The organism is Luteibacter rhizovicinus DSM 16549, assembly GCF_001887595.1.
Lineage (GTDB): Bacteria > Pseudomonadota > Gammaproteobacteria > Xanthomonadales > Rhodanobacteraceae > Luteibacter > Luteibacter rhizovicinus.
In genome coordinates this window covers 2,118,563-2,139,816 of record NZ_CP017480.1, presented here as the reverse complement: position 1 = coordinate 2,139,816, position 21,254 = coordinate 2,118,563, and the positions used below count along the sequence as shown (strand labels likewise).

General features: G+C 64.8%; 24 protein-coding genes. 7 read left to right on the top strand and 17 right to left on the bottom strand.

Annotated features, from left to right (window positions below; translation table 11 throughout):
• The first annotated feature begins 50 nt into the window (after positions 1 to 50).
• Complete coding sequence (locus tag BJI69_RS09590; protein WP_078023122.1) at positions 51 to 1,241, top strand: murein hydrolase activator EnvC family protein; 1,191 nt, start codon at positions 51 to 53, stop codon at positions 1,239 to 1,241.
• A gap of 14 nt (positions 1,242 to 1,255) precedes the next feature.
• On the top strand, positions 1,256 to 2,611 hold the full coding sequence (locus BJI69_RS09585) for a S41 family peptidase (protein ID WP_046967941.1): 1,356 nt from the start codon (positions 1,256 to 1,258) through the stop codon (positions 2,609 to 2,611).
• 4 nt (positions 2,612 to 2,615) lie between these two features.
• Here BJI69_RS09585 and BJI69_RS09580 read toward each other — a convergent pair whose 3' ends face one another.
• From BJI69_RS09580 to BJI69_RS09560, 5 genes are all read right to left on the bottom strand, one after another.
• The gene (locus tag BJI69_RS09580; protein WP_052767211.1) at positions 2,616 to 3,248 is read right to left on the bottom strand and encodes a hypothetical protein; all 633 of its coding nucleotides are present in this window, start codon (positions 3,246 to 3,248) and stop codon (positions 2,616 to 2,618) included.
• A 4-nt stretch (positions 3,249 to 3,252) separates the two neighbouring features.
• The gene (tatC, locus tag BJI69_RS09575; protein ID WP_046967940.1) at positions 3,253 to 4,011 is read right to left on the bottom strand and encodes a twin-arginine translocase subunit TatC; all 759 of its coding nucleotides are present in this window, start codon (positions 4,009 to 4,011) and stop codon (positions 3,253 to 3,255) included.
• Positions 3,998 to 4,411 carry a Sec-independent protein translocase protein TatB gene (tatB, locus tag BJI69_RS09570; RefSeq protein WP_071924915.1) on the bottom strand — a complete coding sequence of 138 codons (414 nt, stop codon included), beginning with the start codon at positions 4,409 to 4,411 and terminating at the stop codon, positions 3,998 to 4,000. The genes tatC and tatB overlap by 14 nt, the downstream gene beginning before the upstream one ends.
• Before the next feature lie 13 nt (positions 4,412 to 4,424).
• The gene (tatA, locus tag BJI69_RS09565) at positions 4,425 to 4,670 is read right to left on the bottom strand and encodes a twin-arginine translocase TatA/TatE family subunit (RefSeq protein ID WP_046967939.1); all 246 of its coding nucleotides are present in this window, start codon (positions 4,668 to 4,670) and stop codon (positions 4,425 to 4,427) included.
• 75 nt (positions 4,671 to 4,745) lie between these two features.
• Entirely contained in the window at positions 4,746 to 5,438 is a 693-nt protein-coding gene (locus BJI69_RS09560; RefSeq protein WP_046967938.1) for a lipid-binding SYLF domain-containing protein, read from the bottom strand.
• 85 nt (positions 5,439 to 5,523) lie between these two features.
• Here BJI69_RS09560 and hemH point away from each other — a divergent pair, with 85 nt between their 5' ends.
• Positions 5,524 to 6,645: a ferrochelatase gene (gene hemH, locus BJI69_RS09555; RefSeq protein WP_046967937.1), complete on the top strand. Its 1,122-nt coding sequence runs from the start codon at positions 5,524 to 5,526 to the stop codon at positions 6,643 to 6,645.
• A complete protein-coding gene (locus BJI69_RS09550) occupies positions 6,638 to 7,474 on the top strand; it encodes an alpha/beta fold hydrolase (protein WP_046967936.1) in 837 nt (278 codons plus the stop codon). The genes hemH and BJI69_RS09550 overlap by 8 nt, the downstream gene beginning before the upstream one ends.
• Before the next feature lie 66 nt (positions 7,475 to 7,540).
• Here the strand turns inward: BJI69_RS09550 and cyoE are convergent, their stop codons facing one another.
• Genes cyoE through BJI69_RS09530 form a run of 4 tightly spaced genes read right to left on the bottom strand, consistent with a single transcriptional unit; the run spans position 7,541 to position 10,900 of the window.
• On the bottom strand, positions 7,541 to 8,458 hold the full coding sequence (gene cyoE, locus BJI69_RS09545) for a heme o synthase (RefSeq protein WP_046967935.1): 918 nt from the start codon (positions 8,456 to 8,458) through the stop codon (positions 7,541 to 7,543).
• Complete coding sequence (locus BJI69_RS09540) at positions 8,455 to 9,606, bottom strand: COX15/CtaA family protein (RefSeq protein WP_046967934.1); 1,152 nt, start codon at positions 9,604 to 9,606, stop codon at positions 8,455 to 8,457. Before BJI69_RS09540 ends, cyoE begins: the two co-directional genes overlap by 4 nt.
• Positions 9,606 to 10,172: a hypothetical protein gene (locus BJI69_RS09535; RefSeq protein WP_046967933.1), complete on the bottom strand. Its 567-nt coding sequence runs from the start codon at positions 10,170 to 10,172 to the stop codon at positions 9,606 to 9,608. Before BJI69_RS09535 ends, BJI69_RS09540 begins: the two co-directional genes overlap by 1 nt.
• Positions 10,169 to 10,900: an SURF1 family protein gene (locus tag BJI69_RS09530; protein ID WP_046967932.1), complete on the bottom strand. Its 732-nt coding sequence runs from the start codon at positions 10,898 to 10,900 to the stop codon at positions 10,169 to 10,171. Before BJI69_RS09530 ends, BJI69_RS09535 begins: the two co-directional genes overlap by 4 nt.
• 59 nt (positions 10,901 to 10,959) lie before the next feature.
• Between BJI69_RS09530 and BJI69_RS09525 the strand changes: the two genes are divergently transcribed.
• Positions 10,960 to 11,178 (top strand): twin transmembrane helix small protein, encoded by a 219-nt coding sequence (locus BJI69_RS09525; RefSeq protein WP_036139356.1) that lies wholly within the window; start codon positions 10,960 to 10,962, stop codon positions 11,176 to 11,178.
• Positions 11,179 to 11,428: 250 nt separating this feature from the next.
• Here BJI69_RS09525 and nadS read toward each other — a convergent pair whose 3' ends face one another.
• From nadS to BJI69_RS09495, 7 genes are all read right to left on the bottom strand, one after another.
• The gene (nadS, locus tag BJI69_RS09520; protein ID WP_046967931.1) at positions 11,429 to 11,713 is read right to left on the bottom strand and encodes a NadS family protein; all 285 of its coding nucleotides are present in this window, start codon (positions 11,711 to 11,713) and stop codon (positions 11,429 to 11,431) included.
• Positions 11,697 to 12,032, bottom strand: coding sequence for a type II toxin-antitoxin system RelE/ParE family toxin (locus BJI69_RS09515; protein ID WP_046967999.1), 336 nt, complete (start codon positions 12,030 to 12,032; stop codon positions 11,697 to 11,699). The genes nadS and BJI69_RS09515 overlap by 17 nt, the downstream gene beginning before the upstream one ends.
• Before the next feature lie 230 nt (positions 12,033 to 12,262).
• Complete coding sequence (locus BJI69_RS09510) at positions 12,263 to 13,156, bottom strand: cytochrome c oxidase subunit 3 (protein ID WP_046967930.1); 894 nt, start codon at positions 13,154 to 13,156, stop codon at positions 12,263 to 12,265.
• Positions 13,157 to 13,190: 34 nt separating this feature from the next.
• Positions 13,191 to 13,316, bottom strand: coding sequence for a hypothetical protein (locus tag BJI69_RS23025; RefSeq protein ID WP_280136194.1), 126 nt, complete (start codon positions 13,314 to 13,316; stop codon positions 13,191 to 13,193).
• Positions 13,317 to 13,319: 3 nt separating this feature from the next.
• Positions 13,320 to 14,933, bottom strand: a complete 1,614-nt coding sequence (gene ctaD / locus BJI69_RS09505; RefSeq protein ID WP_046967929.1) for a cytochrome c oxidase subunit I — start codon at positions 14,931 to 14,933, stop codon at positions 13,320 to 13,322.
• Between the two features lie 31 nt (positions 14,934 to 14,964).
• Positions 14,965 to 15,864, bottom strand: coding sequence for a cytochrome c oxidase subunit II (gene coxB / locus BJI69_RS09500; RefSeq protein WP_046967928.1), 900 nt, complete (start codon positions 15,862 to 15,864; stop codon positions 14,965 to 14,967).
• 20 nt (positions 15,865 to 15,884) lie between these two features.
• Complete coding sequence (locus BJI69_RS09495) at positions 15,885 to 16,367, bottom strand: DUF2244 domain-containing protein (protein WP_181016751.1); 483 nt, start codon at positions 16,365 to 16,367, stop codon at positions 15,885 to 15,887.
• 162 nt (positions 16,368 to 16,529) lie between these two features.
• Here BJI69_RS09495 and putA point away from each other — a divergent pair, with 162 nt between their 5' ends.
• The gene (gene putA / locus BJI69_RS09490) at positions 16,530 to 19,700 is read left to right on the top strand and encodes a bifunctional proline dehydrogenase/L-glutamate gamma-semialdehyde dehydrogenase PutA (RefSeq protein ID WP_046967997.1); all 3,171 of its coding nucleotides are present in this window, start codon (positions 16,530 to 16,532) and stop codon (positions 19,698 to 19,700) included.
• 79 nt (positions 19,701 to 19,779) lie between these two features.
• Here the strand turns inward: putA and BJI69_RS09485 are convergent, their stop codons facing one another.
• Positions 19,780 to 20,280: a hypothetical protein gene (locus tag BJI69_RS09485; protein ID WP_046967927.1), complete on the bottom strand. Its 501-nt coding sequence runs from the start codon at positions 20,278 to 20,280 to the stop codon at positions 19,780 to 19,782.
• Between the two features lie 422 nt (positions 20,281 to 20,702).
• Here BJI69_RS09485 and BJI69_RS09480 point away from each other — a divergent pair, with 422 nt between their 5' ends.
• Positions 20,703 to 21,215: a hypothetical protein gene (locus tag BJI69_RS09480; RefSeq protein WP_046967926.1), complete on the top strand. Its 513-nt coding sequence runs from the start codon at positions 20,703 to 20,705 to the stop codon at positions 21,213 to 21,215.
• Positions 21,216 to 21,254: the final 39 nt, after the last annotated feature.

The following is a 21,254-nucleotide window of genomic DNA, read 5'->3' as shown; positions in this document are numbered from 1 at the left end:
ACCAGCGCAGATAGTTTCGTGTGAGACGAATTTCCCGACCCGAGCACCGGATGGGTAATAATCGCCCGATGCACCCATTCCCTCGCCTCCCTTTCCTCCTGACCCTCGCCCTCGCCGCTGCCGCCCCCTTCCCGCCCGCCTTCGCGGCGCAGGACGTCAAGGCACGGTCCGAGCAGGACGACGCCCGGCAGAAGCTCGATGGCGTCCGCAAGGAGATCGAGGGACTGACAAAGGCGCAGCGGGACACCGCCAACTCGCGCGACACCGCGAACGCGGCCCTGGCCCGGCAGGCCGAACAGGTCTCCACGGCCGCCAAGGCGGTCCGCGAGACCGACACCGAGCTGGAAGCACGCAAACGCGACCTGGCGCAGCTGAACGAGCAACGCGCGGGAATGCAGGCCGGACTCGACCAGCAGAAGGGCGCGCTTAGCGACCTGCTCCGCGCCACGTATACCCTCGGCCGGGGTTCCGACCTGCAGATTCTCCTCGGCGACGAGAACGTCAACCGGATCTCGCGCGCCCTCGCCTATTCCCGTTACTTCCAGGAGAACCGGGTCGAGCGCATTCGCGGCCTGCTCGCGGATCTTTCCCGCCTGCAGGAGGTCGAAACCGCGATCACCGCCGAACAGGAAAAGCTCGAGGCGACCCGGGCCGAACGCGAGAAGCGCACCGGCGAACTGGAAAAGCAGCGCAGCGAGCAGCAGAAACTGGTGGCCGAAGCGGACTCCAAATACAAGGACCAGGCGCAACGCATCGCCGCACTGAAGCAGAACGAGCAGGACATGAATGCCCTGGTCGCCAAGCTGCAGAAGGTGATCGACGAGGCCGCCAAGGCCGCCGAGCCTGCCCCGGTGCCGAAGGGCACGGCACCGTCGGCACCGCTGGGCAACCTGCGCGGCAACCTGCCCTGGCCGACCAACGGTCCGGTGCACGCGTATGGCAGCGGCGTCATCATCGTCGCCGCGCGCGGCAGCGAAGTGAAAGCCGTGGCCCGTGGCCGCGTCGTCTTCGCCAACTTCCTGCGCGGCTACGGCATGATGATCATCGTGAACCACGGCAACGGCTTCATGAGCATGTACGGCAACAACGAAACGCTGTTGCGCGGCGTGGGCGACATGGTCGAGGCCGGCGAAACCGTCGGTACGGCCGCGGCGCCCGCCGGCGACAACGGCGCCTATTTCGAGCTGCGCCAGGGTGGCAAACCCATCGATGCGCGCGGCTGGCTCGGTAAACGGCATTGATCCCGGAGACAGGCATGCGCCAGCACCCCCTTCGTTTCGCTCTCGCGCTGGCCCTCGGCACCGTGGTGGCGATTCCCGCCGCCCAGGCCCAGCACAAACCGCTGAAGCAACCCGACGCGCCGGCAGCGTCGTCGAGTTCCGCAGCAGCCATCGCGGCGAAGGCCGACGACGAGGTGTCTCTCGACGATATCCGCAACTTCACGCGGGTCTACCAGATCGTTCGCCAGGCCTACGTCGAGAAACTCGACAACAAGACCATCATGAAGGCCGCGATCAGCGGCATGCTGGAAAACCTGGATCCTCACAGCGAGTACCTGGACAAGGACGGCCTCGACGAACTCGACGAGGACACCACGGGCCAGTACGGCGGCCTCGGCATCGAGGTGCTGCAGGTGGAGGGCTCGCTGAAGATCGTCTCGCCGATCGACGACACGCCGGCCTCGCGCGCCGGCATCAAACCGGGCGACACCATCGTCAAGGTCGACGGCATGGTCATCGACGGCCAGAACATCGACGAAGCCTTCAAGAAGCTGCGTGGCGATCCAGGCAGCAAGATCACCCTGACCATTCTTCATGAGAAGTCCGACAAGCCGATCGACATGCCACTGGTGCGCGAGCGTATCGCCGTCACCAGCGTCAAGGTGAGGCAGCTCGACCCGGGCTATGCGTACATCCGCCTGAGCCAGTTCCAGGAAGACACGGCGACGGACATGGACAAGAAGCTCACCGATTACATCAAGAAGAATGGCGCGCCGAAGGGTGCCGTGCTCGACCTGCGGTCGAATCCCGGCGGCCTGCTCACCACGGCGGTCGCCGTTGCCGACGCCTTCCTCGACTCCGGCACCATCGTCACGACGAAGGGACGCCTGCAGGACGCCAACCTCAATTTCGAGGCCCACCCGGGCGACCTGCTCAAGGGCGCGCCGATGGTGATCCTCACCGACAACGGCACGGCGTCCGCGGCGGAGATCGTCTCCGGTGCACTGAAGGACAACCATCGCGCGCTGATCATGGGGCGACGCACCTTCGGCAAGGGCGTGGTGCAGACCGTGCTGCCGCTGGACCAGGACCACGCCGTGAAGATCACCACGGCGCGTTATTACACGCCCAACGGCACCTCGATCCAGGCCGAAGGCATCAAGCCGGATATCCCGCTCGCAGACCTCGCCGTGAACAAGAGCGATACAGCACCGCAGCTGATCGGCTCCGAAGCGGATCTTCGCAATCACCTGGCCAATGAGAAAGCCGCCGGTGGCGACAAGAGCTCGGGGGACGACGATGGCAAGCTGGCGATCGAGGATTACGCGTTGTCGCAGGCGCTGAATGTGCTGAAGGGCATGGCGCTGAATCGGCAGCCCGCCGCCAAGTAAGGTCTCACCAGAACTTCCACCAGGGCCGATCCGCGCGGGCCGTCACCATGGCCCGCCGGACGCTCCACGGCAGCGTCGCCTTGCGCCCCGGCTTGAGCGCTTCGGCCGGCGTCCATCCTTCGAAGGCCGCGACGCCATACGCGCTCGCGGGCCGCGTTTCGTCGAACGTCGTCACGCTGTGGGCGAGTTCGGGCGGCAGGAAAAAGAAGTGGTCGGCATCTTCGCCTTCCGCGTCGGCGTGATCCTGCAGGGCCTCGATGCGTGCGTGGATGGCATCGAAGGCGCGAGGCAGCGATCCCTGCGAGGCGAGGTGACGCGTGTCGTCCTGCTGGCCATCGTGTTCGATGCTCCACGTGCGCAGCCCGTCCACGTAGCACGTGGCGGCACTGACCAGCTGCTGGTCGTCCTGTTCGCAGGTGACCACGGTGCAACCACGCGACAGGGGGCGCAACGATTCCTCGGCGATCAACGGGGAGGCGAAACGCGTCACCACGACAAACCAGCCTGATGGGAGCGTGATCGCGAAGCCACGGCGCGGATGCGATTCGGTCTGTTCGTTGCGAACCAGGTCGAGGGCGCCCAACACGGCGTCCGCATCCTTGCCCTTTACCGCCAGCCAGCCGATCGACGCGCCCATGACATCACTCCCTTTCGGGTGGTTTCAGCAGGAAGCGCACCGAAAGCAGGCCCACTTCGTAAAGCAGGCACATTGGCACGGCGAGCATCACCATGGACAACAAATCCGGCGGGGTGATGAAGGCAGAAATAGCGAAGGCGCCGACGATCGCGTAGCCGCGGCCCTTGCTGAGCTTCTCCGCGTCGACGATACCCACGGCGGCCAGGATCACCACGGCCACCGGCACTTCGAAGCAGAGGCCGAAGGCGAAGAACATCAGCATGACGAAATCGAGGTAATGCGTGATGTCGGTCATCATCGCCACGCCTTCAGGCGTGACGGCGTTGAGGAATTTGAACGCCGCCGGCATCACCACGAAATAGGCGAACGCGCAGCCGGCATAGAACAGCACCAGCGAGGCGACCAGCAGGGGCCGCGCCAGCCGCTTCTCGTGGCGGTACAGCCCGGGACTGACGAAGGCCCACAGCTGGTAGATGATCATCGGCATGCTGATGAACAGCGCCACGAAAAAGGCGAGTTTCAACGGGGTGACGAACGGGCTGGCCACCTCGGTCGCAATCAGGTGCGCGCCCTGCGGCATGCGCTCGACCAGCGGCTTGGCCAGTTCCGCATAAAGATGATTGGCCACGGGGACCAGGGCCAATAGCACCAGCAGGAGCACGACCACGGCGCGAAGGAGCCGGGAGCGTAGTTCGATCAGGTGGGAGAACAGGCCCTCTTCGATCGCGTCGTCGGCGGACGGACGGGGGTCACTTGGGGTCATGCGTCTCATCCGTGGGCGGCGTGGTCACGCCGTGGGCCAGCGGCAGCATGTCGCGTGCCGGGTCGGGCTCACGACCCTCGATACGCGCCGTCTGCGTTTCGGTAAAGGTGTCGCGCACGCGATCGCCGGTGTCACGGATGTCCTGGCCGGCACCGCGGATCTCGTCGCGGACGCTGTCGTGGGCGGAACGGGCGCTTTCGGCCGTCTCGCGCAGCGTGCGCTTGATTTCCTCGGCCTGGATCTCGCGCTCGACCTCGGCCTTCACGTTGTCCCAGCCGTTGCGCATGCGCCGGAGCAAGGCGCCCGCGGTGCGGGCCGCGTGCGGGAGCTTCTCGGGGCCGAGCACGATGAGCGCCACCACCGCGAGCAGCAGCAATTTACCGAAGCTGATCTCGATCATGGCGCCGCCAGGATCACGGAGCGCGGTCGCGCGGCTCGGTGGATTCGGTGTGGACCGGCGGGACCTGGGCCGTTACCGGCGGATCGGCGCGCAGCTTCTCTTCGCGCTCACGGGCGGCCTTGGCCTCCTCGTCGCCTTCCATCCCTTTCTTGAAGTCGCGCATGGCACCGCCCAGATCCGAGCCGATGTTGCGCAGCTTCTTCGTGCCGAAGATCAACACGACGACGAGCAGCAGGAGGACGATATGGGTAATGCTCATGAAAACCTCGCAGGCGCCCGCCAGGGCACCGATGGGACGGACCGGCGCCCTTGCGCGACGCCGGATGGTTCAGATTCAGCGGTTAGTGTACTCCTCCAGCGTATCGCGGAAATTGACCACGTATGCCGGAGCGTTGGTTATACCGCCTGTCTCGAAGATGCGGCGGGGTGTAATGCCCGGGCCGTACACCTGCTTGTTCGTATCGTCGTCGATGCTGAAATGGGTGCCATCCAGCGCCACGCCGGCGAACAGACCCCGGGCGCGGGAGTAGGTGTAGATCTCGGCCTTGAGCTGGCCGTCGGTGGCCGCCGTGGCTGAGCGCCCCACCGGGCCGGCGGCGGCGGAGGCGTTGGCGCCCAGGGTGAACTTGCCGTCGATGATGCCCTGCACGCCCCGGTCCGTGCGGAAGACCAGGATCACGTCGGCTGACTGGATACCGATCTGGAAGCCGACACCGGCACCCGCCATGGAGATGAAATTGGGATTGGACCAGGTCCCGTCGGGACTCTTGATCGAGATCAGCCCCTCGCCCTTGGCGCCCGAGAAGACGAAACCGCCCTTGACCATGTCAGGCAGCACCGCGATCGCCCTGGCGTTCTTGAGCAGGTCGGCCGGAAGCTGTTTATCGGGGGCGTCATCCATGATTTCCTTGAGCACGCGAACCGCGTTCTCGGCCTGCTCCTTCGGTGGATCCGCGGCCTGGGCCGCCGAGATGGGCAGCAAGGCAAGAAGTCCGAGGGCAAGCAGGCGGGAAAGACGTGGGGTCATCGCGTGGCTCCTTTCATACATGACGGCTTCGGCGTGACACCGTGCTATGGCAGACTGCGGGAATTCCCGCGAGTGCCCGACGCCGATGCCAGGTACGCCAAACTATACCGGCCTTGCCGGGTATTCCCACGACACCCTGCCCCAGGTCGGTGTGCTACTGGTTAATCTCGGTACACCTGAAGCGCCGACAGCCGCAGCTGTTCGGCCCTATCTTGCCGAGTTCCTCGGCGACCCGCGTGTCATCGAATACCCCCGCCTGCTCTGGCTGGCCATCCTGCATGGCGTGATCCTGCGCGTGCGCCCGAAGCGTTCGGCACATGCTTATGCGCGTATCTGGACGGAGCAGGGATCGCCGCTACGTGTGGGCAGCGAGGCCCTCGCCGCCGCCTTGCAGGCGGAACTGGGCCGGCGGCGATCGGGCCCGATCCGTGTGGCACTCGCCATGCGCTACGGCAGACCCGCCGTTGCCGAGACGATCGCGCAACTGCAACGCGAGGGTGTTCGCCGCCTGCTCGTGCTGCCGCTCTACCCGCAGTACTCGGCGACTTCGACCGGCAGTGTCTTCGATGCCGTCGCCGACGCGGTGAAAGGCCTGCGCTGGCCACCGGAGCTGCGCCAGATCAACGACTATCACGCCGAGCCGGGGTATATCGCGGCGCTGGCCGATAGCGTGCGCGCGCACTGGGAACAGAACGGTCGCGGTGAGAAGTTGCTCATGAGCTTCCATGGCATTCCCGAACGCTACGTGCGAAACGGCGACCCTTATTTCTGCCAGTGCCACGCCACGGCGCGGCTCCTGCGTGAAGCGCTCGGGTTGTCCGAGGAGGAAGCGCCGCTCAGCTTCCAGTCCCGCGTCGGTCGCGAACGCTGGCTGCATCCGTATACCGATGAAACCGTGAAGGTTTTTGGCAAGGACGGGATCAAGCGAATCGACGTGATCAGCCCCGGCTTCGCCGTCGACTGCCTGGAAACGCTCGAGGAAATCGCCATGCAGAACGCCGACTTCTTCAAGGAAGCCGGCGGCGAGACGCTCAACTACATCCCCTGCCTCAACGCCGCGCCCGCGCACGTCGGAACGATCGCCGATCTCGTGCTTCGGCATACCCAGGGCTGGCCAGAGTTCGCCGCAGACTACGACGCCGCCGAGGCGGCTCACCGTCTTGCCGCCAGCCGTGAACGCGCTCGCCAGGTGCGCGACAATGCGTGAGCTGCGTATCGGCATCCCGGGACTGGAACTGTCCGGCCTGACCTGGGGCGAACCCGATGCACCCCCGTTGTTGCTCATCCACGGTTGGCTGGACAATGCGGCGAGCTTCGCCCTGCTGGCACCGCTGCTGGCCGAACGATTCCATGTGATCGCGCTGGACCTGCCCGGGCACGGCCATTCCGATCACCTGCCGGCAGGCACGATCTACCAGCACGTCGACTACACGCGTGCCGTCCTGGCCGCTGTCGATTCGCTCGCCCTGCCCCGTTTTCATCTGCTCGGCCATTCCCTCGGTGCGGGTGTCGCGACCATGGTCGCCATCGCCGCGCCCGAGCGGATCCGCGCCCTGGCCCTGATCGAAGGCCTCGGGCCCCTCGGCGACGATGGATCGCGCACGCTCGATCGCTTCCGCGATGCGCTGGCCATCAAGGACGAAGGCAGCCGGCCGCTTCGCGTTTTCCCGTCCATCGACGATGCCTCCCGCGCGCGGGCACTGGCCAGTGGCCTGGATAGCGCGCTGGCCCGGCATATCGTCGAGCGCGGGCTACGCGCGGTTGACGGTGGTTACAGCTGGCGCAGCGACCCACGCCTCTCGAAACCCACGGCGATCCGCCTGGCCGAAACGCAGGTCATGTCGCTCTTGCTGGGGCTGGCGGCGCCGACGTCGCTGTTGCTGGCGCGGCCGCATCCACCGTATCTGGAACCCGAGGCGTTACAGGTGAGGATCGACTGCGTCGATGAGATCGCGGTGGAACACATGGATGGGGGGCATCATCTGCACCTTGAACATCCGGGGGCGGTCGCGGACTGGTTGCACAAAGCCCTGTAGGAATCGCCGATGAATCGGCTCCTACAAAAAGCCGGCTCTTGTGGGAGCCGATTCATCGGCGATTCCCTAGACGACGGGATCCAACCTAAACGCTGGCTGGACCATCGGATCGATCAGCCAGTGATCGGCGAGCAGGAAGGCGAACAACACCATCAGGTAAACGATGGAGTAGTTGAACATCTTCATCGCGAACAGCTCATCCGGCGGATTGAGCATGCGGATGGCATACCAGAGGAAGCCCGCGCCGAGAATCACCGCGCCGAACAGGTAGATGAGCCCGCTCATGCCGGTGAAGAACGGCAGCAGGGTCACCACGCAGAGCAGGATCGTATAGAACAGGATGTGCCAGCGCGTGTAGACCACGCCGTGGGTCACCGGCAGCATCGGCACCTGCGCGCGCGAATAGTCGTCGACGCGAAAGATCGCCAGCGCCCAGAAGTGCGGCGGCGTCCAGACGAAGATGATCAGCAGCAACTGCAGCGCATAGGGATGCAGCGAACCGGTCACCGCCGTCCACCCGAGCATCGGCGGCGCGGCACCGGCAAGACCGCCGATCACGATGTTCTGGGGTGTCGCGCGCTTGAGATACGCCGTATAGATCACCGCGTAGCCTATCAGCGAGAAGAACGTCAGCACCGCGGTGAGCATGTTCACCAGGAACACCAGCACCAGCATCGACACGATGCCCAGCGTCATCGCGAAGACGAATACCTGCATCGACGTGAGCTGACCGGTCGCGAGCGGACGGTGCGACGTGCGCGCCATGATCTTGTCGATGCGCTGGTCGATCAGGTGATTGAACGCAGCGGCGGAGGCGGAGGCAAGCCAGATACCGAGCGTGCCGAAGACCGCTGCGTGCCATGTCGGCAGCACGCGCTGTCCGGAGGCATCCACGGCGAGGAACATGCCGATGACGGCGCAGAAGACCAGCAGCGCAACGACGCGCGGCTTGGTCAGTTCGTAATATTGGCCGAGAATGCTCACAGTGACTCCGTGGTCGCGGGCAGGCGCTGCGTGCTGGCCAGGGCCACGAGCAGGGTGAAGAGGAGCAGCGCGGCCACGCCATTGTGCGCCGTGGCTACAGGTAGTGGCAGGCCGAGATGGACGTTGCCGATACCGAGAAGGACCTGAGCGACCAGGACCACACCGATAGCGATGCCCGCCCGACGCAAACCCGCGCGCGCCAACTTGTGCGACAGCCAGGCGAGGTAGCAGAACGTCACCAGGGCGCCGATGCGATGTGCCAGCTGGATCGAACTGCGCGCGGCCATGTCGAGCACACCGCCTTCATAATTCACACCGATGCCGCGCCAGAGCACGAAAGCCTGCGGGAAATCCGTCTGCGGCCACCACTGGCCAAGGCACTTCGGAAAATCCGTGCCGCAGGCGAGCGCCGCATAGTTCGAGCTGGTCCAGCCACCCAGGGCGATCTGGCAGACGAGCACGACAATACCGACAGCGACCGGTCCGCGCAGAGCTGCGAAGCGATCGTCCGGCGTACCGACGCGCCACCAGCGCAGGGCAGCCCAGGCAATCAGGCCGAAGGTCGCGAGGCCACCCAGCAGGTGTCCCATCACGACGATCGGCTTCAGCAGCAGCGTGACCGTCCACATGCCAAGCATCGCCTGGAAGATGATGACAGCCAGCGCGACGACGCCGATTTTCCAGGCGCCCGGTCGGTCCAGTGTCACCGCAGCGATCAAGGGCAGCGCGATCGCCAGGGCGGAGAGGAACGAGGAGACGACGTGCTCGCCACGGATGTACATCACCACGCCGACCACCGCGAACGCGGCAGCGAGCAAGACGGCGATCACCGCGACGCGTCGGCGCCATGCGGAGACCAGTGCGATCGCCAGCACCATGAAGCCAAGACCACCGGCGAGGAAGCGATGGACCTGTTCGCGCCAGGCCTTGTGCGTTTCGTAGGGGCGATCGGGGAAGGCCTGGTTGGCCTGTGCAATGTCCTGCGCATGGCCGGGCCACGTGGCCTTGCCGTAGCAGGTCGGCCAGTCCGGGCACGACAGGCCGGCATTCGACAGGCGCACGAAGGCGCCGAACATCACGATGCAGAAGGCGAACAGCGCAGCAAGCAGTGCGAGGGTACGCAGGATTTTCACGGTACCTGGTGTCATCAGCGAATCACCTTCTGCATATCCTTGCGCAGGCCGCTCGGATCGAAACCGGCGGGATAATAGGAAAGCGCCGTGCCGTTGGACTCGATGAGCACGGCGGAGACCGTGTCCGGCTCGGTCGGACGAAACTCACCGAAGGCATCGGCGGCATCACTTCCGAGTTTCCAGCTGGGCATCACGCCATCGGCGCCGGGAGCGGTCGGCGGCGTGCCGAGATAGAGCAGGCGCAGACGGTCCGCGTTGGCATTGAGCACGATGCGCGCATTACGCATCAGCGCCAGCGTCTGCAGGCAGTGGTCGGCGCAACCCGGCCCCGGCAGGGCGATCAAGGTCAGTCGCGGCTCGCTGTCGCGCCACACCCAGGGCTTGCCGTCGACGTCCACACGCACGTCGGTGACGCTCCGCTGGGGCACGATCGGCCGGCCATTGCCCTTGCCTTCCGGCTGCCAGCCACTGAGCGTGAGCAAGCCTGCCGCGATGATCGGCGCAAGGAACACCAGCATGATCAGGATCAGCTTGAGGCGACTGCTGCGCAGGTTCTTGGTGGAGACGTTCGGATCGGTCATGGATTCTCGGGCCGCTTCGGGCGTCGCTGGCGATGCAGGAGGACGAAGATCACCACCGCAGCGAGCGCGAAGGTGAACCATTGGAAGGCGTAGGCGCGGTGCCGCGCCGGCGGCATGAAGCCGGGCGTCCAGTCGCGCGCGTAGATACTGGCCGGATCGGCGTCGAGCAGCAGCACGCGAGGATACAGCGCGCGGCCGACGTCGGCGCCGATCTCCTTGAGGTCGACATAGACCATCGACTTCTCGGCGCCGTGCTGCTCCGGCAGCCGGTCACCGCCCAGGCGGACACCGACACCCGGAGACGGCACGTACAGCCCCCGGATCGTCGTTTCGCCGTTAGGCAGGGGCGGCAGGCGCGGATTGGCGCCGGATTCCTTGGCCAGGAAGCCGAGATCCACCAGCACGTAGGGCGTCTGCCCGTGCGGCGAGAATGGCACATAGACGTGGATACCGACCTGCCCCGCATGGGTCTGGTCGTCGAAGATATAGGTGTGGCCGGGCACGAACTGGCCATGCAGGGCCACGCGGGGATAACGATCCACCGGCGGCGCATCCGCGATCATGCCGAAGTCTTCCACCGCTGCCGCAGCGGATGCGGCGTAGCGCCGCAGCAGTTCGTCCTTCTCGTCGGCGCGGTCCAGCTGCCAGACACCCAGGCGCACGAAGGCAAGCACACCCACCACGGTGAGTGCGACAGCGAACCACGTCGGACGACGCAAGAAGCTCATGCCAGACGCCCCACGGCCACCGCTATACTCGGATTGTCGATATCGGGCGGAAGGGTCACGTGGAAACCATCTATAAGTACGCGCTGGTGATTCTGCTGTTGGTTGTGCTCTTCAACCTCGGCCAGGCCCTGTTCTTCATGATGACCGACAAAGGCCAGAGCAAACGCACGGTATGGGCGCTTACCCGTCGCATCGGCCTGTCGTTGCTGCTCATCGCCATGGTCGCGCTGGGCATCTTCATGGGCTGGCTGCATCCCCATGGGGTCGGCCAATTCTAACGCGCATGGCCGGGGGGCCAAGGCGCGCTGCGGCATTTGGTGCCGTGGGGTAGTCACAGGGGGAAAGCCGGGATGACTTCAGGAACACGTCGACCGCTACCCACCGCGCTGTTTCTCGCGTTGATTCCCATCGGCTGGTCGGGCGTGACGGTCGTGGTAACGGGGATGGAAGGCCTGTTCGGCATCTTTCCGAGCCGCAGAACCGGATTCACGCTCGATGGGCGAATAGCCTCGCTCGTTCGCGGATAAGTCAGGCCAGTGCGGCAAGCACGTGCTTGGGGTCTTTACGGATAGCTCGGAGAAGAGCCCGGGCCGGACCGGTTGGCGCTCGCCTGCCCTGTTCCCAATTGCGCAACGTGCCCACATCCACATCGAGAAGGAGAGCGAACTTCGATTGTGAAAGGCCCGTTGTCTCCCTGAGTTCCTTGATCGCCGCTGGATCGACCCAGAACACGCGCGATGCTTGCCTCTCACCGCGAAGAATCTCGTCCATCTCCTGGACGCTTTCCATCAGGTCTTCAAAAAACTTGCTCATAGTGACTTTTCCAGGTCTCGATGATCTTTCGGAGCGTCTTGCGATGCTCCGCCGTCAGGTCTTCTCGCTCGCTCTTTGCGAATATCAGCAACATCGCGATGTGAGAGCGGGGAACGAAGTGGTAGTAAATCACCCGCGCCCCGGCGCTCTTGCCGCGACCGGCCATGGCAACGCGAACTTTTCTGAGCCCGCCCGTGCCTTCCATCACATCACCCACTTCGGGGTGCTCGAGGAGGTACCACTGGAGCCGGGCGTAATCGTCGTCTTCGAGGAGTTCGGTGATCCGCCTGGTGAACGCAGGCGTCTCGACGAAGATCACGTGGTGAAGGTACGCCAATGACGCATATACGTCAACGGCGTACCCCTCGAGATATTGTCTTTCATGATCCTTCCTCCGCTCGCGCGAATGGCGCTTCTGGAAGGATCCGCACTCCTACGGCGTGAGATCAGTGGGCGGAGCTCAACTTGCCATGAGGGCGGAACTCGCGCCACAAAAAACCCGCCTCACGGCGGGTTCTTCGATTCACATGTCAGCGCGCTTACATCAGATCAAAGCACGTAAACAAACAGGAACAGCGCCAGCCACACCACGTCGACGAAATGCCAGTACCAGGCGACGGCTTCGAAACCGAAGTGATCGTCCTTGGTGAAGTGGCCCTTGGCGCAACGGATCCAGATGATCGCCAGCATGATCGTGCCCAGCGTCACGTGCATGCCGTGGAAGCCGGTGAGCATGAAGAACGTGGCGCCGTAGACGCCGCTGCCCAGCGTGAGGTTGAAGTGCTCGTACGCCTCGGCGTACTCGTGCGCCTGGAACCAGAGGAACAGGCAACCGAGCAGGACGGTGGCACCGAGACCGATCAGCAGCGCCTTGCGGTGACCGGCCTTCAGCGCGTGGTGCGCGATGGTGATGGTCACACCGGACGAGAGCAGGATCAGCGTGTTGAGCAGGGGCAGACCCCAGGCCGCGATGGTCTGGAACGAGCCGCCGATCTTCTGCGGACCGCCGCCACCGTTCGCGCCCCACGATGCCTCGTAACCCTGCCAGACGAACTGGTGGGTGAGCACGCCGTGGCCTTCGCCGCCCAGCCAGGGCACCGAGAAGATGCGCGCGTAGAACAGCGCACCGAAGAACGCACCGAAGAACATCACTTCGGAGAAGATGAACCACATCATGCCCATGCGGAACGAGCGATCGACCTGGCCGTTGTAATTGCCGGCCATCGACTCGCGGATCACCGAACGGAACCAGCCGAAGAACATGCCCAGGATCATGACGAAGCCGATCCAGAAGAGCGGCTTGCCAAAGGCGCTGCTGTCGCCGGGCTGCGAATTCAGCCAGTGCGCGGCACCGTACACGGTGACGAACATGGAGATCGCCGCCACGATGGGCCAGTAGCTCTTGCTCGGTACGTAATAGACGTCGTGTTGCTGGTGACCCATGGTGGTTTCCCGTGGATGTCGCTGGTTTAGCCGATCAGACGTTCAGCATCTGCACGATCGAGAGAAGGAACACCGACACGGCGAACCCGCCCGCGATGAGAGCGGTAACGCGGGCGCGCTTGAGGCGCGCCGCCATCTCGATGTCCGTCTTGTCCTGCATCGATCAGTGGTCCGTGTTGCCGTGCGCGAGTTCGTCGTCGTGGATCACGGGCGGCACGTCGAAGGTATGGAACGGTGCCGGCGACGGCACGGTCCACTCCAGGCCCTTGGCCCCTTCCCACGAGCGATCCGCCGCCTTCTTCTTCGAGAAGAACACGCAGTGGATGATCACGCCGAGGAAGATCAGCTGGGAGGCGCCGAACCAGAAGCCGCCGATGGAGCTGACCATGTTGAAGTTGGCGAAGGCGACGTTGTAATCCGGGATGCGTCGGGGCATGCCCGCCAATCCCAGGAAGTGCTGCGGGAAGAACAGCACGTTCACCGAGATCACGCTGGACCAGAAATGGATCTTGCCCCAGGTCTCGCTGTACATGTGGCCCGACCACTTCGGGATCCAGTAATACGCGGCGGCCATGATCGAGAACGCGGCACCGGTCACCAGCACATAGTGGAAGTGCGCGACGACGAAGTACGTGTCGTGATACTGGAAGTCGGCCGGGGCCAAGGCGAGCATGAGGCCCGAGAATCCACCGATGGTGAACAGGATCACGAAGGCGATCGAGAACAGCATCGGGGTCTCGAAGGTCATCGAGCCGCCCCACATCGTCGACACCCAGTTGAAGACCTTCACGCCCGTGGGCACCGCGATCAACATCGTCGCGTACATGAAGAAGATCTCCGCACCCATCGGCAGGCCCACGGCGAACATGTGGTGGGCCCAGACGATGAAGGAGAGGAAGGCGATGGAAGCGATCGCGAACACCATCGCGCGGTAGCCGAAGATCGGCTTGCGGGCGAAGGTCGGGATGATTTCCGAGATGATCCCGAACGCCGGCAGGATCATGATGTAGACCTCGGGATGCCCGAAGAACCAGAAGATGTGCTGGAACAGGACCGGGTCACCGCCGCCGGCGGCATTGAAGAAGTTGGTGTGGAAGTACTTGTCGGTCAGCAGCATGGTGACCGCGCCGGCCAGCACCGGCATCACCGCGATCAGCAGGAACGCCGTGATCAGCCAGCTCCAGACGAAGACCGGCATCTTCAGCAGGTCCATGCCCGGTGCGCGCATGTTGAGGATGGTTGCGATGATGTTGATCGCGCCCATGATCGAGCTGATGCCCATCAGGTGGATCGCGAAGATCACGTAAGCGACCGACTCGCCCTGCAGCGACAGCGGCGGGTACATCGTCCAGCCGCCGGCGGGACCGCCGCCCGGCATGAACAGGGTGGACAGCAGCATGAAGAAGGCGAACGGAAGGATCCAGAACGACAGGTTGTTCATGCGCGGCAGGGCCATGTCCGGCGCGCCGACCATGAGCGGAACCATCCAGTTCGCCAGGCCGACGAAGGCCGGCATGATCGCGCCGAAGATCATCACCAGCGCGTGCATCGTCGTCATTTCATTGAAGAAATACGGCTGCACCAGCTGCATGCCCGGCTTGAACAACTCCGCGCGGATGACCATCGCGAAGGCGCCGCCGATGAAGAACATCGTCAGCGAGAAGATCAGGTACAGCGTGCCGATGTCCTTGTGATTCGTGGACATCACCCATCGCTGGAAGAACCCTTTCGGGGCCCCGTGGTGATCGTGGTGATCGTGGGTGGCTGCGTGCGCCATAATGCCTGCCTCTACCTGCTTGACTTTTCGGTTAACCCTGGGGGGCCGGGGCGGGAGCGTTCTGGGCGGTCTGCGCGGCCTTCTGGAGCGTGGCCTCGTTTTCCTGGGTCGCCAGCCATTGTTCGAATTCGGCCTTAGGCACGGCCTTCACGACGATCGGCATGAAGCCGTGGTCCTGGCCGCACAGCTCGGCGCACTGGCCGCGGTAGACACCGGGCTCCTTGATCTTGGTCCAGGCCGCGTTGGCGATGCCCGGGATCGCATCCATCTTCCAGCCCAGCGCCGGCACCCACCAGGAGTGGATGACGTCGCCGCCGACGATGATGAAGCGAATCTTGACCCCGACCGGCACCACGAGGGGCTTGTCGACGTCGAGCAGATAGGTGTTGTAGCCGTCGACCTGGATCTTGTCCGGATCGAGGTTGGACTTCAGCTGGCGGGTGCGGTCCGAGGACTCTTCGAGCTTGGATACGAAGCCGACCTTGTCGACCCCCTTACCCTTGTAGTCGACGTAGTCGTAGCGCCACTTCCACTGGTAGCCGGTGATCTTGATGGTCATGTCGGCGCCGGTGGTGTCGGCGAACGAGGTCAGGCCACCCGTGGCGAGGTTCGCCAGGAAGATCAGGATGATGACCGGGACGACCGTCCAGACGATTTCCAGCGTGGTGCTGTGCGCCCACTTCTCGGCGACGGCGCCGCGCGACTTCCGGAAGCGGAACATCGCGATGAACATGGCGCCGAAGACGAGGACGCCGATGACCACGCAGACCCACAGGGCAACCATGTGCATCGCATAGGGCGACCACTCGCTCACACCCTTGGTCATGTTCAGCTGGTTGGCAACGGGGTTGGCCCACGCCTCCCCACCGAACAGCGCCATCGCGCCTGCCGCCCACGCTGAAACCGATCGTCCGATGCCGCCAGATGTCATGTCTTGCACCTTTAATGAACCTACCTGCGCGTCTGGGTCGAGACCTCGGCCAGCAGCACCATGAGTTTCCTTGACACCTCGACCCGTTCCTCTTCCCCGAGAAAGGCGCCGATTTCTAGCTCGTTGCCGTGTGACTTGAGCAACAGACGCTGGCGTCCGTCCCCCGGAGCCAGACCCACCCTGACCCAATACGTCTGGAAGCGCCGTACCCGACGACCGGGCACCACCCTCACCTCCAGCGTATCCGGCCCGATGGCGATACGTTCACCCCTGTCGCCGGCCTTCCAGGCCGCGCCAAGCGCGAACCCCACGACGAAGGTTTCGATCAGGGCGAACACGGGAGCGAAGACATTCCCCTGCCACGCGCCGAACGACGCCGTCGCCAGGGCTATCGCCGCCAGACCCATGATCAGTCGACGCAGACCAAGCTTGTCCAGCGCACGGTTGGGCCTGAGCCACAACACGCGCGGCTGACCCGCGACGGTCGGTCGAAGCACGTTCATGGAAAGTCCAGCGTGCCTGGAACCCGAGGGATGATAGGGCGCTGGTCAAGAAGCGGCAAGGTTGGGAAGGGACGTGTTGTCGCAGGCGGTGTGCCGTGGGGTGCCCTACCGCTGTGCAACACACACCGGGGCCCGAGCTCCCCTACAATGGGCGGTCTCCCCATGTCGCCCACTCCCCTCGTGAACCCATCGATCCTCCGTCCCGAACTCCCGACCGGCGCCGAGCCGGCACGCGCGCGTATCACGGCCGCCTGGCTGCGCGACGAAACCGAGGCCGTCAACGACCTGCTGGCCCAGGCCACCTTGCCGCCGACCGAGCGCGAACACGTCATCGACGTCGCCGCCGGCCTGGTCACGCGCGTCCGCGCGCGGGCCAAGGACCAGAGCGCCGTCGAGTCCTTCATGCGCCAGTACGACCTGTCTTCCGAGGAAGGCGTCCTGCTGATGTGCGTGGCCGAGGCGCTGCTGCGCATCCCCGACAAGGCCACCGCGGACAAGCTCATCCGCGACAAGCTGGGTGAGGCCGACTGGAAGAAGCACCTTGGCCAGAGCGAGTCGCTCTTCGTCAACGCGTCCACCTGGGGCCTGATGCTCACCGGCCACCTGGTGAACCTCGCCGAAGAGACCCGTCACGACTTCAGCTCCGCCCTGCGCCGCCTGGTCGGCCGCGCGGGCGAGCCGGTCGTGCGCCTTGCCGTGCGCCAGGCCATGCGCATCATGGGCCACCAGTTCGTCATGGGTCGGACCATCAAGGAAGCGCTGGACCGCTCCGCCGAGAAGGAACATGCGGTCTACCGCTACTCGTACGACATGCTCGGCGAGTCGGCGCTCACCCAGGAAACGGCCGAGCGCTACCAGCAGGATTACCGCGACGCGATCAACGCGCTCGGTGCCCGCGGCCCGTTCAAGAGCAACCTCGAAGCGCCGTCGATCTCGGTGAAGCTCTCGGCGCTGCATCCGCGCTATGAAGTGGCCAACCGTGCCCGGGCGCGCATCGAACTCGGCGCCAAGCTGCTCGAGCTCTCGCAACTGGCCTTCAAGAACGGCATCGCGCTGTCGGTCGACGCCGAAGAGACCGATCGCCTCGAGCTGTCGCTCGACATCATCGGCGACGTCTTCGAGCACCCGTCGCTGGAAGGCTGGAACGGCCTCGGTATCGTGATCCAGGCGTATCAGAAGCGCGCACCCTTCGTCATCGACTGGGTGACCGAGAAGGCCCGCGCCACCGGCCGCCGCTGGTTCGTGCGCCTGGTCAAGGGCGCGTACTGGGACGCCGAGATCAAGCGTTCGCAGGAAAACGGCCTTACCGGTTACCCGGTGTATACGCGCAAGCCGAACACCGACGTTTCCTATCTCGCCTGCGCACGCCGGCTCTTCGCCGCCGGTGGCGATGCGGTCTATCCGCAGTTCGCCACGCACAACGCGCACACGATCGCCGCGATCAACCATCTGGCGCAGGGTCGTCCTTACGAGAACCAGCGCCTGCACGGCATGGGTGCGGATCTGTATGCCGAGGTGATCGGCAAGGACAAGCTCAACGTGCCCTGCCGCGTGTACGCGCCGGTCGGTACGCATGAAGACCTCCTGCCCTACCTGGTGCGCCGCCTGCTCGAGAACGGTGCCAACACCAGCTTCGTCAACCGCGTGGTCGACGAGAGCGTGCCGGTACGCGAACTCGTCGCCGACCCGTGCGAGACGGTGCGTGCCTTCGCCTCCATCCCCCATCCCCGCATCCCCCTGCCGGTCAATCTGTACGGTGAACTTCGGAAGAACTCCATGGGCATGAACTTCGCTAACGACAACGAGCTCCACGAGCTCGCCGACGCCGTCAACCGTCACAGTGGTCCGTGGACCGCCGCCCCGCTGGTCGCCGGTGGCGCCACGGCCGGCACCAAGGTCGAAGTGACCGATCCGTCGGATCGTCGCCGCATCGTCGGCACGGTCGAAAACACCGATCCGGCCCTGGTCGATCGCGCCCTGTCCGCCGCCGTGAAAGCCCAGCCCGCCTGGGATCGCCTGCCGGCCGCCAGCCGCGCCGCGATCCTCGAGCACGCCGCCGAACAGCTCGAGCACAACCGCGCCGAATTCATCGCGCTGTGCGTGCGCGAAGCCGGCAAGAGCCTGCCGGATGCGATCGCCGAGATCCGTGAAGCCGCCGACTTCCTGCGTTACTACGCCACCATGGCACGCCGCCTGTTCGGTCAGCCGGAACAGCTGCCCGGCCCCACCGGCGAGAGCAATCAGCTGTTCCTCAACGGCCGCGGTGTGTTCGTCTGCATCAGCCCGTGGAACTTCCCGCTGGCGATCTTCCTCGGCCAGGTCGCCGCGGCGCTCGCTGCCGGTAACGCCGTCATCGCCAAGCCGGCCGAGCAGACCGCACTGATCGGCTACGCCGCGGTCAAGCTGCTGCACGCCGCCGGCGTGCCGACCGACGTCCTGCAGTACATGCCGGGCGATGGCGCCACCGTCGGTGCCGCGCTCACCCGCGACCCGCGCGTGGCCGGCGTGGCCTTCACCGGCTCGACCGATACCGCCTGGGCGATCAACCGCGCACTGGCTGCGCGTAACGCGCCGATCGCCGCGCTGATCGCCGAGACCGGCGGCCAGAACGCGATGATCGCCGACTCGTCGGCCCTGCCGGAGCAGATCGTCAAGGACGTGATCGCCTCGGCCTTCCAGTCCGCCGGCCAGCGCTGCTCGGCAGCCCGCGTGCTGTTCGTGCAGGAAGACATCGCCGACAAGGTCACCGCGATGCTCGCCGGCGCCATGGCCGAGCTGAAGATCGGCGACCCCGGCCTGCTCTCGACCGATGTCGGCCCGGTGATCGACAACGATGCCCTGCAGATCCTCGTCGACCACGCCGCGCGCATGGACAAGGAAGCAAAAAAGATCGGCGAAGTGCCGCTCAACGACGCCACCGCCAACGGCACGTTCTTCGGCCCGCGCGCGTACGAGATCCCGTCGCTCGACGTGCTCACCCGCGAAGTCTTCGGCCCGGTGCTGCACGTGATCCGCTGGAAGGGCTCGGAACTGGACAAGGTGGTCGAGCAGATCAACGGCACCGGCTTCGGCCTCACGCTGGGCATCCACAGCCGCATCGACGACACCATCGACTACATCCAGAGCCGCGCCCGCGTCGGCAACTGCTACGTCAACCGCAACCAGATCGGCGCGGTGGTCGGCGTGCAGCCGTTCGGCGGCGAAGGCCTCTCGGGCACTGGCCCGAAGGCCGGCGGCCCGCACTACCTGCTCCGCTTCGCCGGTGAGCGCACGCTCACGATCAACACCACCGCGGCCGGCGGCAACGCGTCGCTGCTGACGATCGGCGAGTAAGGCCACCGCGGGTCCAATGAAAGCCGCGCATCGCAGGATGCGCGGCTTTTTCGTTTCCCTGTTACGTAGTCCGGTTGCGTCACCAGGTCTGGACTGGCGTCGTGGAAACGCGGTTGATCGCGCGGGCGTTGAGAAAGACAAAAGCGCCACCGCTGAAGCGAAGCTCATGAATATCGGAGGGAAGATTCTCGAACAGGATGCTCGTTACACCATCGTTCAAGGCTTCCGTCACCGTTGCCAGTGGGTTCCCCGCCTTGTCGAACGCAGAGACGGTGAGCTTCGTGGCTTTGCCTTTCAGTCCACAGATCGACGCGCTCACGGCGCGCAACCCCGCATTAAAGAACACGACCTTCAGATCGCCGCTACCGACGTTCAGACCCGTCGCCTCAAACGTGAATGGCTTCTCCGCCGCCACGACCGTCTGGAACGGTGATGCGAGTCTGGTGTAAGGGCGTCCTTCCACTGCGGTGTCATCCCCCGTCGTTTCGCTCAGCGGCTCGTACACCTTGATGTGCTCGTACGGACTGCCGAACCACTCATCGGCGTTTACCTTTTCCTGCTGGTCCTTAGTCAGCTTCATAACCACTCTCCATGTCGCGCGTAGCCCCCCTGCAGGAGAGGGATAAGCCCGGCTCCTGGCAATTCAAGCGCCCCGCCCCGGCGTGCGCGAGGCGATTCCGGCAGTCCGGACGGCAAGCTGTTAAGGCGGTCCGGAATTCGCGAACGAACTCCCCCTCTGCCGTATCGTCTCGGAGCAGGCGACGCTGGTCAGCGCCGAGCCGCACCTACAACGAAAGTCATATTGCGGAGCGTGGCCATTTCGTTGCTTCCTGTCAGGACATCGCGCCGGCCGGAACCCGGCGCCCATCCATCCTGGAGGGCCGCGACATGATGTTGCAGATGTCCGCTATACCGGCGTCACCCGCTGTTCAATCAGACCCCGCCCGTGCATCCGCACCGGGCAAGCCACCGGGCCCCAGGCCGGCGTGGAACAACGCACGCTTGCAGGCCTTCATGACGACCCAGCATGGAGGTCGCACCGAGGTGGGCGCCCTGGCAACGCAGGCCATGGAGGAGTCGTTCCAGGACGCCCCTCCCGGCACGGTGAAAGCCGGCGGCATGCTCGAGCTTCGGGAGACGATGGTCGTGGCGGCCAACACCGATGTGATCATCGAACCGACCGACGACGGCTGTGTGGTGACGGGTACACGGGGGAAGAACAACGAGTGCCGACTGATCTTCCGCCATGCCTATTGCCACGTGCGTTGCGATATCCGCATTCCCAACGGCGCGGCGGATGCCCGCATCACGTACCTGAGATCGCCCAGCGAAAGATCGCCCAGCCTCGGTGAACTTCATTCGATCAATATCTGCCAGCCTTTACTCAGGATGCGCAGTGATGCCGGAGGGTTCTCGATGACACTCGACTACCATGCCGACCCCCTCTACGAGGTGCAGGGCATCCTGTGGCGCGGCGGCCTGCTGCAGATCTCGCGGATCGGCCTGACGCCCTGACGAAGAAAGGGCGGCCCCGGGGCCGCCCTTTCTCGTTAT

Excerpts from the sequence above, each read along its gene's own strand:
- BJI69_RS09510 (WP_046967930.1), bottom strand. The coding sequence starts at position 13,156 with ATGGGTCACCAGCAACACGACGTCTATTACGTACCGAGCAAGAGCTAC.
- BJI69_RS23025 (WP_280136194.1), bottom strand. The coding sequence starts at position 13,316 with ATGCAGGACAAGACGGACATCGAGATGGCGGCGCGCCTCAAGCGCGCC.
- BJI69_RS09560 (WP_046967938.1), bottom strand. The coding sequence starts at position 5,438 with ATGACCCCACGTCTTTCCCGCCTGCTTGCCCTCGGACTTCTTGCCTTG.
- tatC (WP_046967940.1), bottom strand. The coding sequence starts at position 4,011 with ATGACCCCAAGTGACCCCCGTCCGTCCGCCGACGACGCGATCGAAGAG.
- BJI69_RS09535 (WP_046967933.1), bottom strand. The coding sequence starts at position 10,172 with ATGACCGATCCGAACGTCTCCACCAAGAACCTGCGCAGCAGTCGCCTC.
- BJI69_RS09590 (WP_078023122.1), top strand. The coding sequence starts at position 51 with ATGGGTAATAATCGCCCGATGCACCCATTCCCTCGCCTCCCTTTCCTC.
- coxB (WP_046967928.1), bottom strand. The coding sequence starts at position 15,864 with ATGACATCTGGCGGCATCGGACGATCGGTTTCAGCGTGGGCGGCAGGC.
- BJI69_RS09540 (WP_046967934.1), bottom strand. The coding sequence starts at position 9,606 with ATGACACCAGGTACCGTGAAAATCCTGCGTACCCTCGCACTGCTTGCT.
- BJI69_RS09580 (WP_052767211.1), bottom strand. The coding sequence starts at position 3,248 with ATGGGCGCGTCGATCGGCTGGCTGGCGGTAAAGGGCAAGGATGCGGAC.
- hemH (WP_046967937.1), top strand. The coding sequence starts at position 5,524 with ATGCCAGGTACGCCAAACTATACCGGCCTTGCCGGGTATTCCCACGAC.
- nadS (WP_046967931.1), bottom strand. The coding sequence starts at position 11,713 with ATGAGCAAGTTTTTTGAAGACCTGATGGAAAGCGTCCAGGAGATGGAC.
- BJI69_RS09485 (WP_046967927.1), bottom strand. The coding sequence starts at position 20,280 with ATGAAGCTGACTAAGGACCAGCAGGAAAAGGTAAACGCCGATGAGTGG.
- BJI69_RS09495 (WP_181016751.1), bottom strand. The coding sequence starts at position 16,367 with ATGAACGTGCTTCGACCGACCGTCGCGGGTCAGCCGCGCGTGTTGTGG.
- BJI69_RS09585 (WP_046967941.1), top strand. The coding sequence starts at position 1,256 with ATGCGCCAGCACCCCCTTCGTTTCGCTCTCGCGCTGGCCCTCGGCACC.
- BJI69_RS09550 (WP_046967936.1), top strand. The coding sequence starts at position 6,638 with ATGCGTGAGCTGCGTATCGGCATCCCGGGACTGGAACTGTCCGGCCTG.
- putA (WP_046967997.1), top strand. The coding sequence starts at position 16,530 with ATGTCGCCCACTCCCCTCGTGAACCCATCGATCCTCCGTCCCGAACTC.
- tatB (WP_071924915.1), bottom strand. The coding sequence starts at position 4,411 with ATGATCGAGATCAGCTTCGGTAAATTGCTGCTGCTCGCGGTGGTGGCG.
- tatA (WP_046967939.1), bottom strand. The coding sequence starts at position 4,670 with ATGAGCATTACCCATATCGTCCTCCTGCTGCTCGTCGTCGTGTTGATC.
- ctaD (WP_046967929.1), bottom strand. The coding sequence starts at position 14,933 with ATGGCGCACGCAGCCACCCACGATCACCACGATCACCACGGGGCCCCG.
- BJI69_RS09530 (WP_046967932.1), bottom strand. The coding sequence starts at position 10,900 with ATGAGCTTCTTGCGTCGTCCGACGTGGTTCGCTGTCGCACTCACCGTG.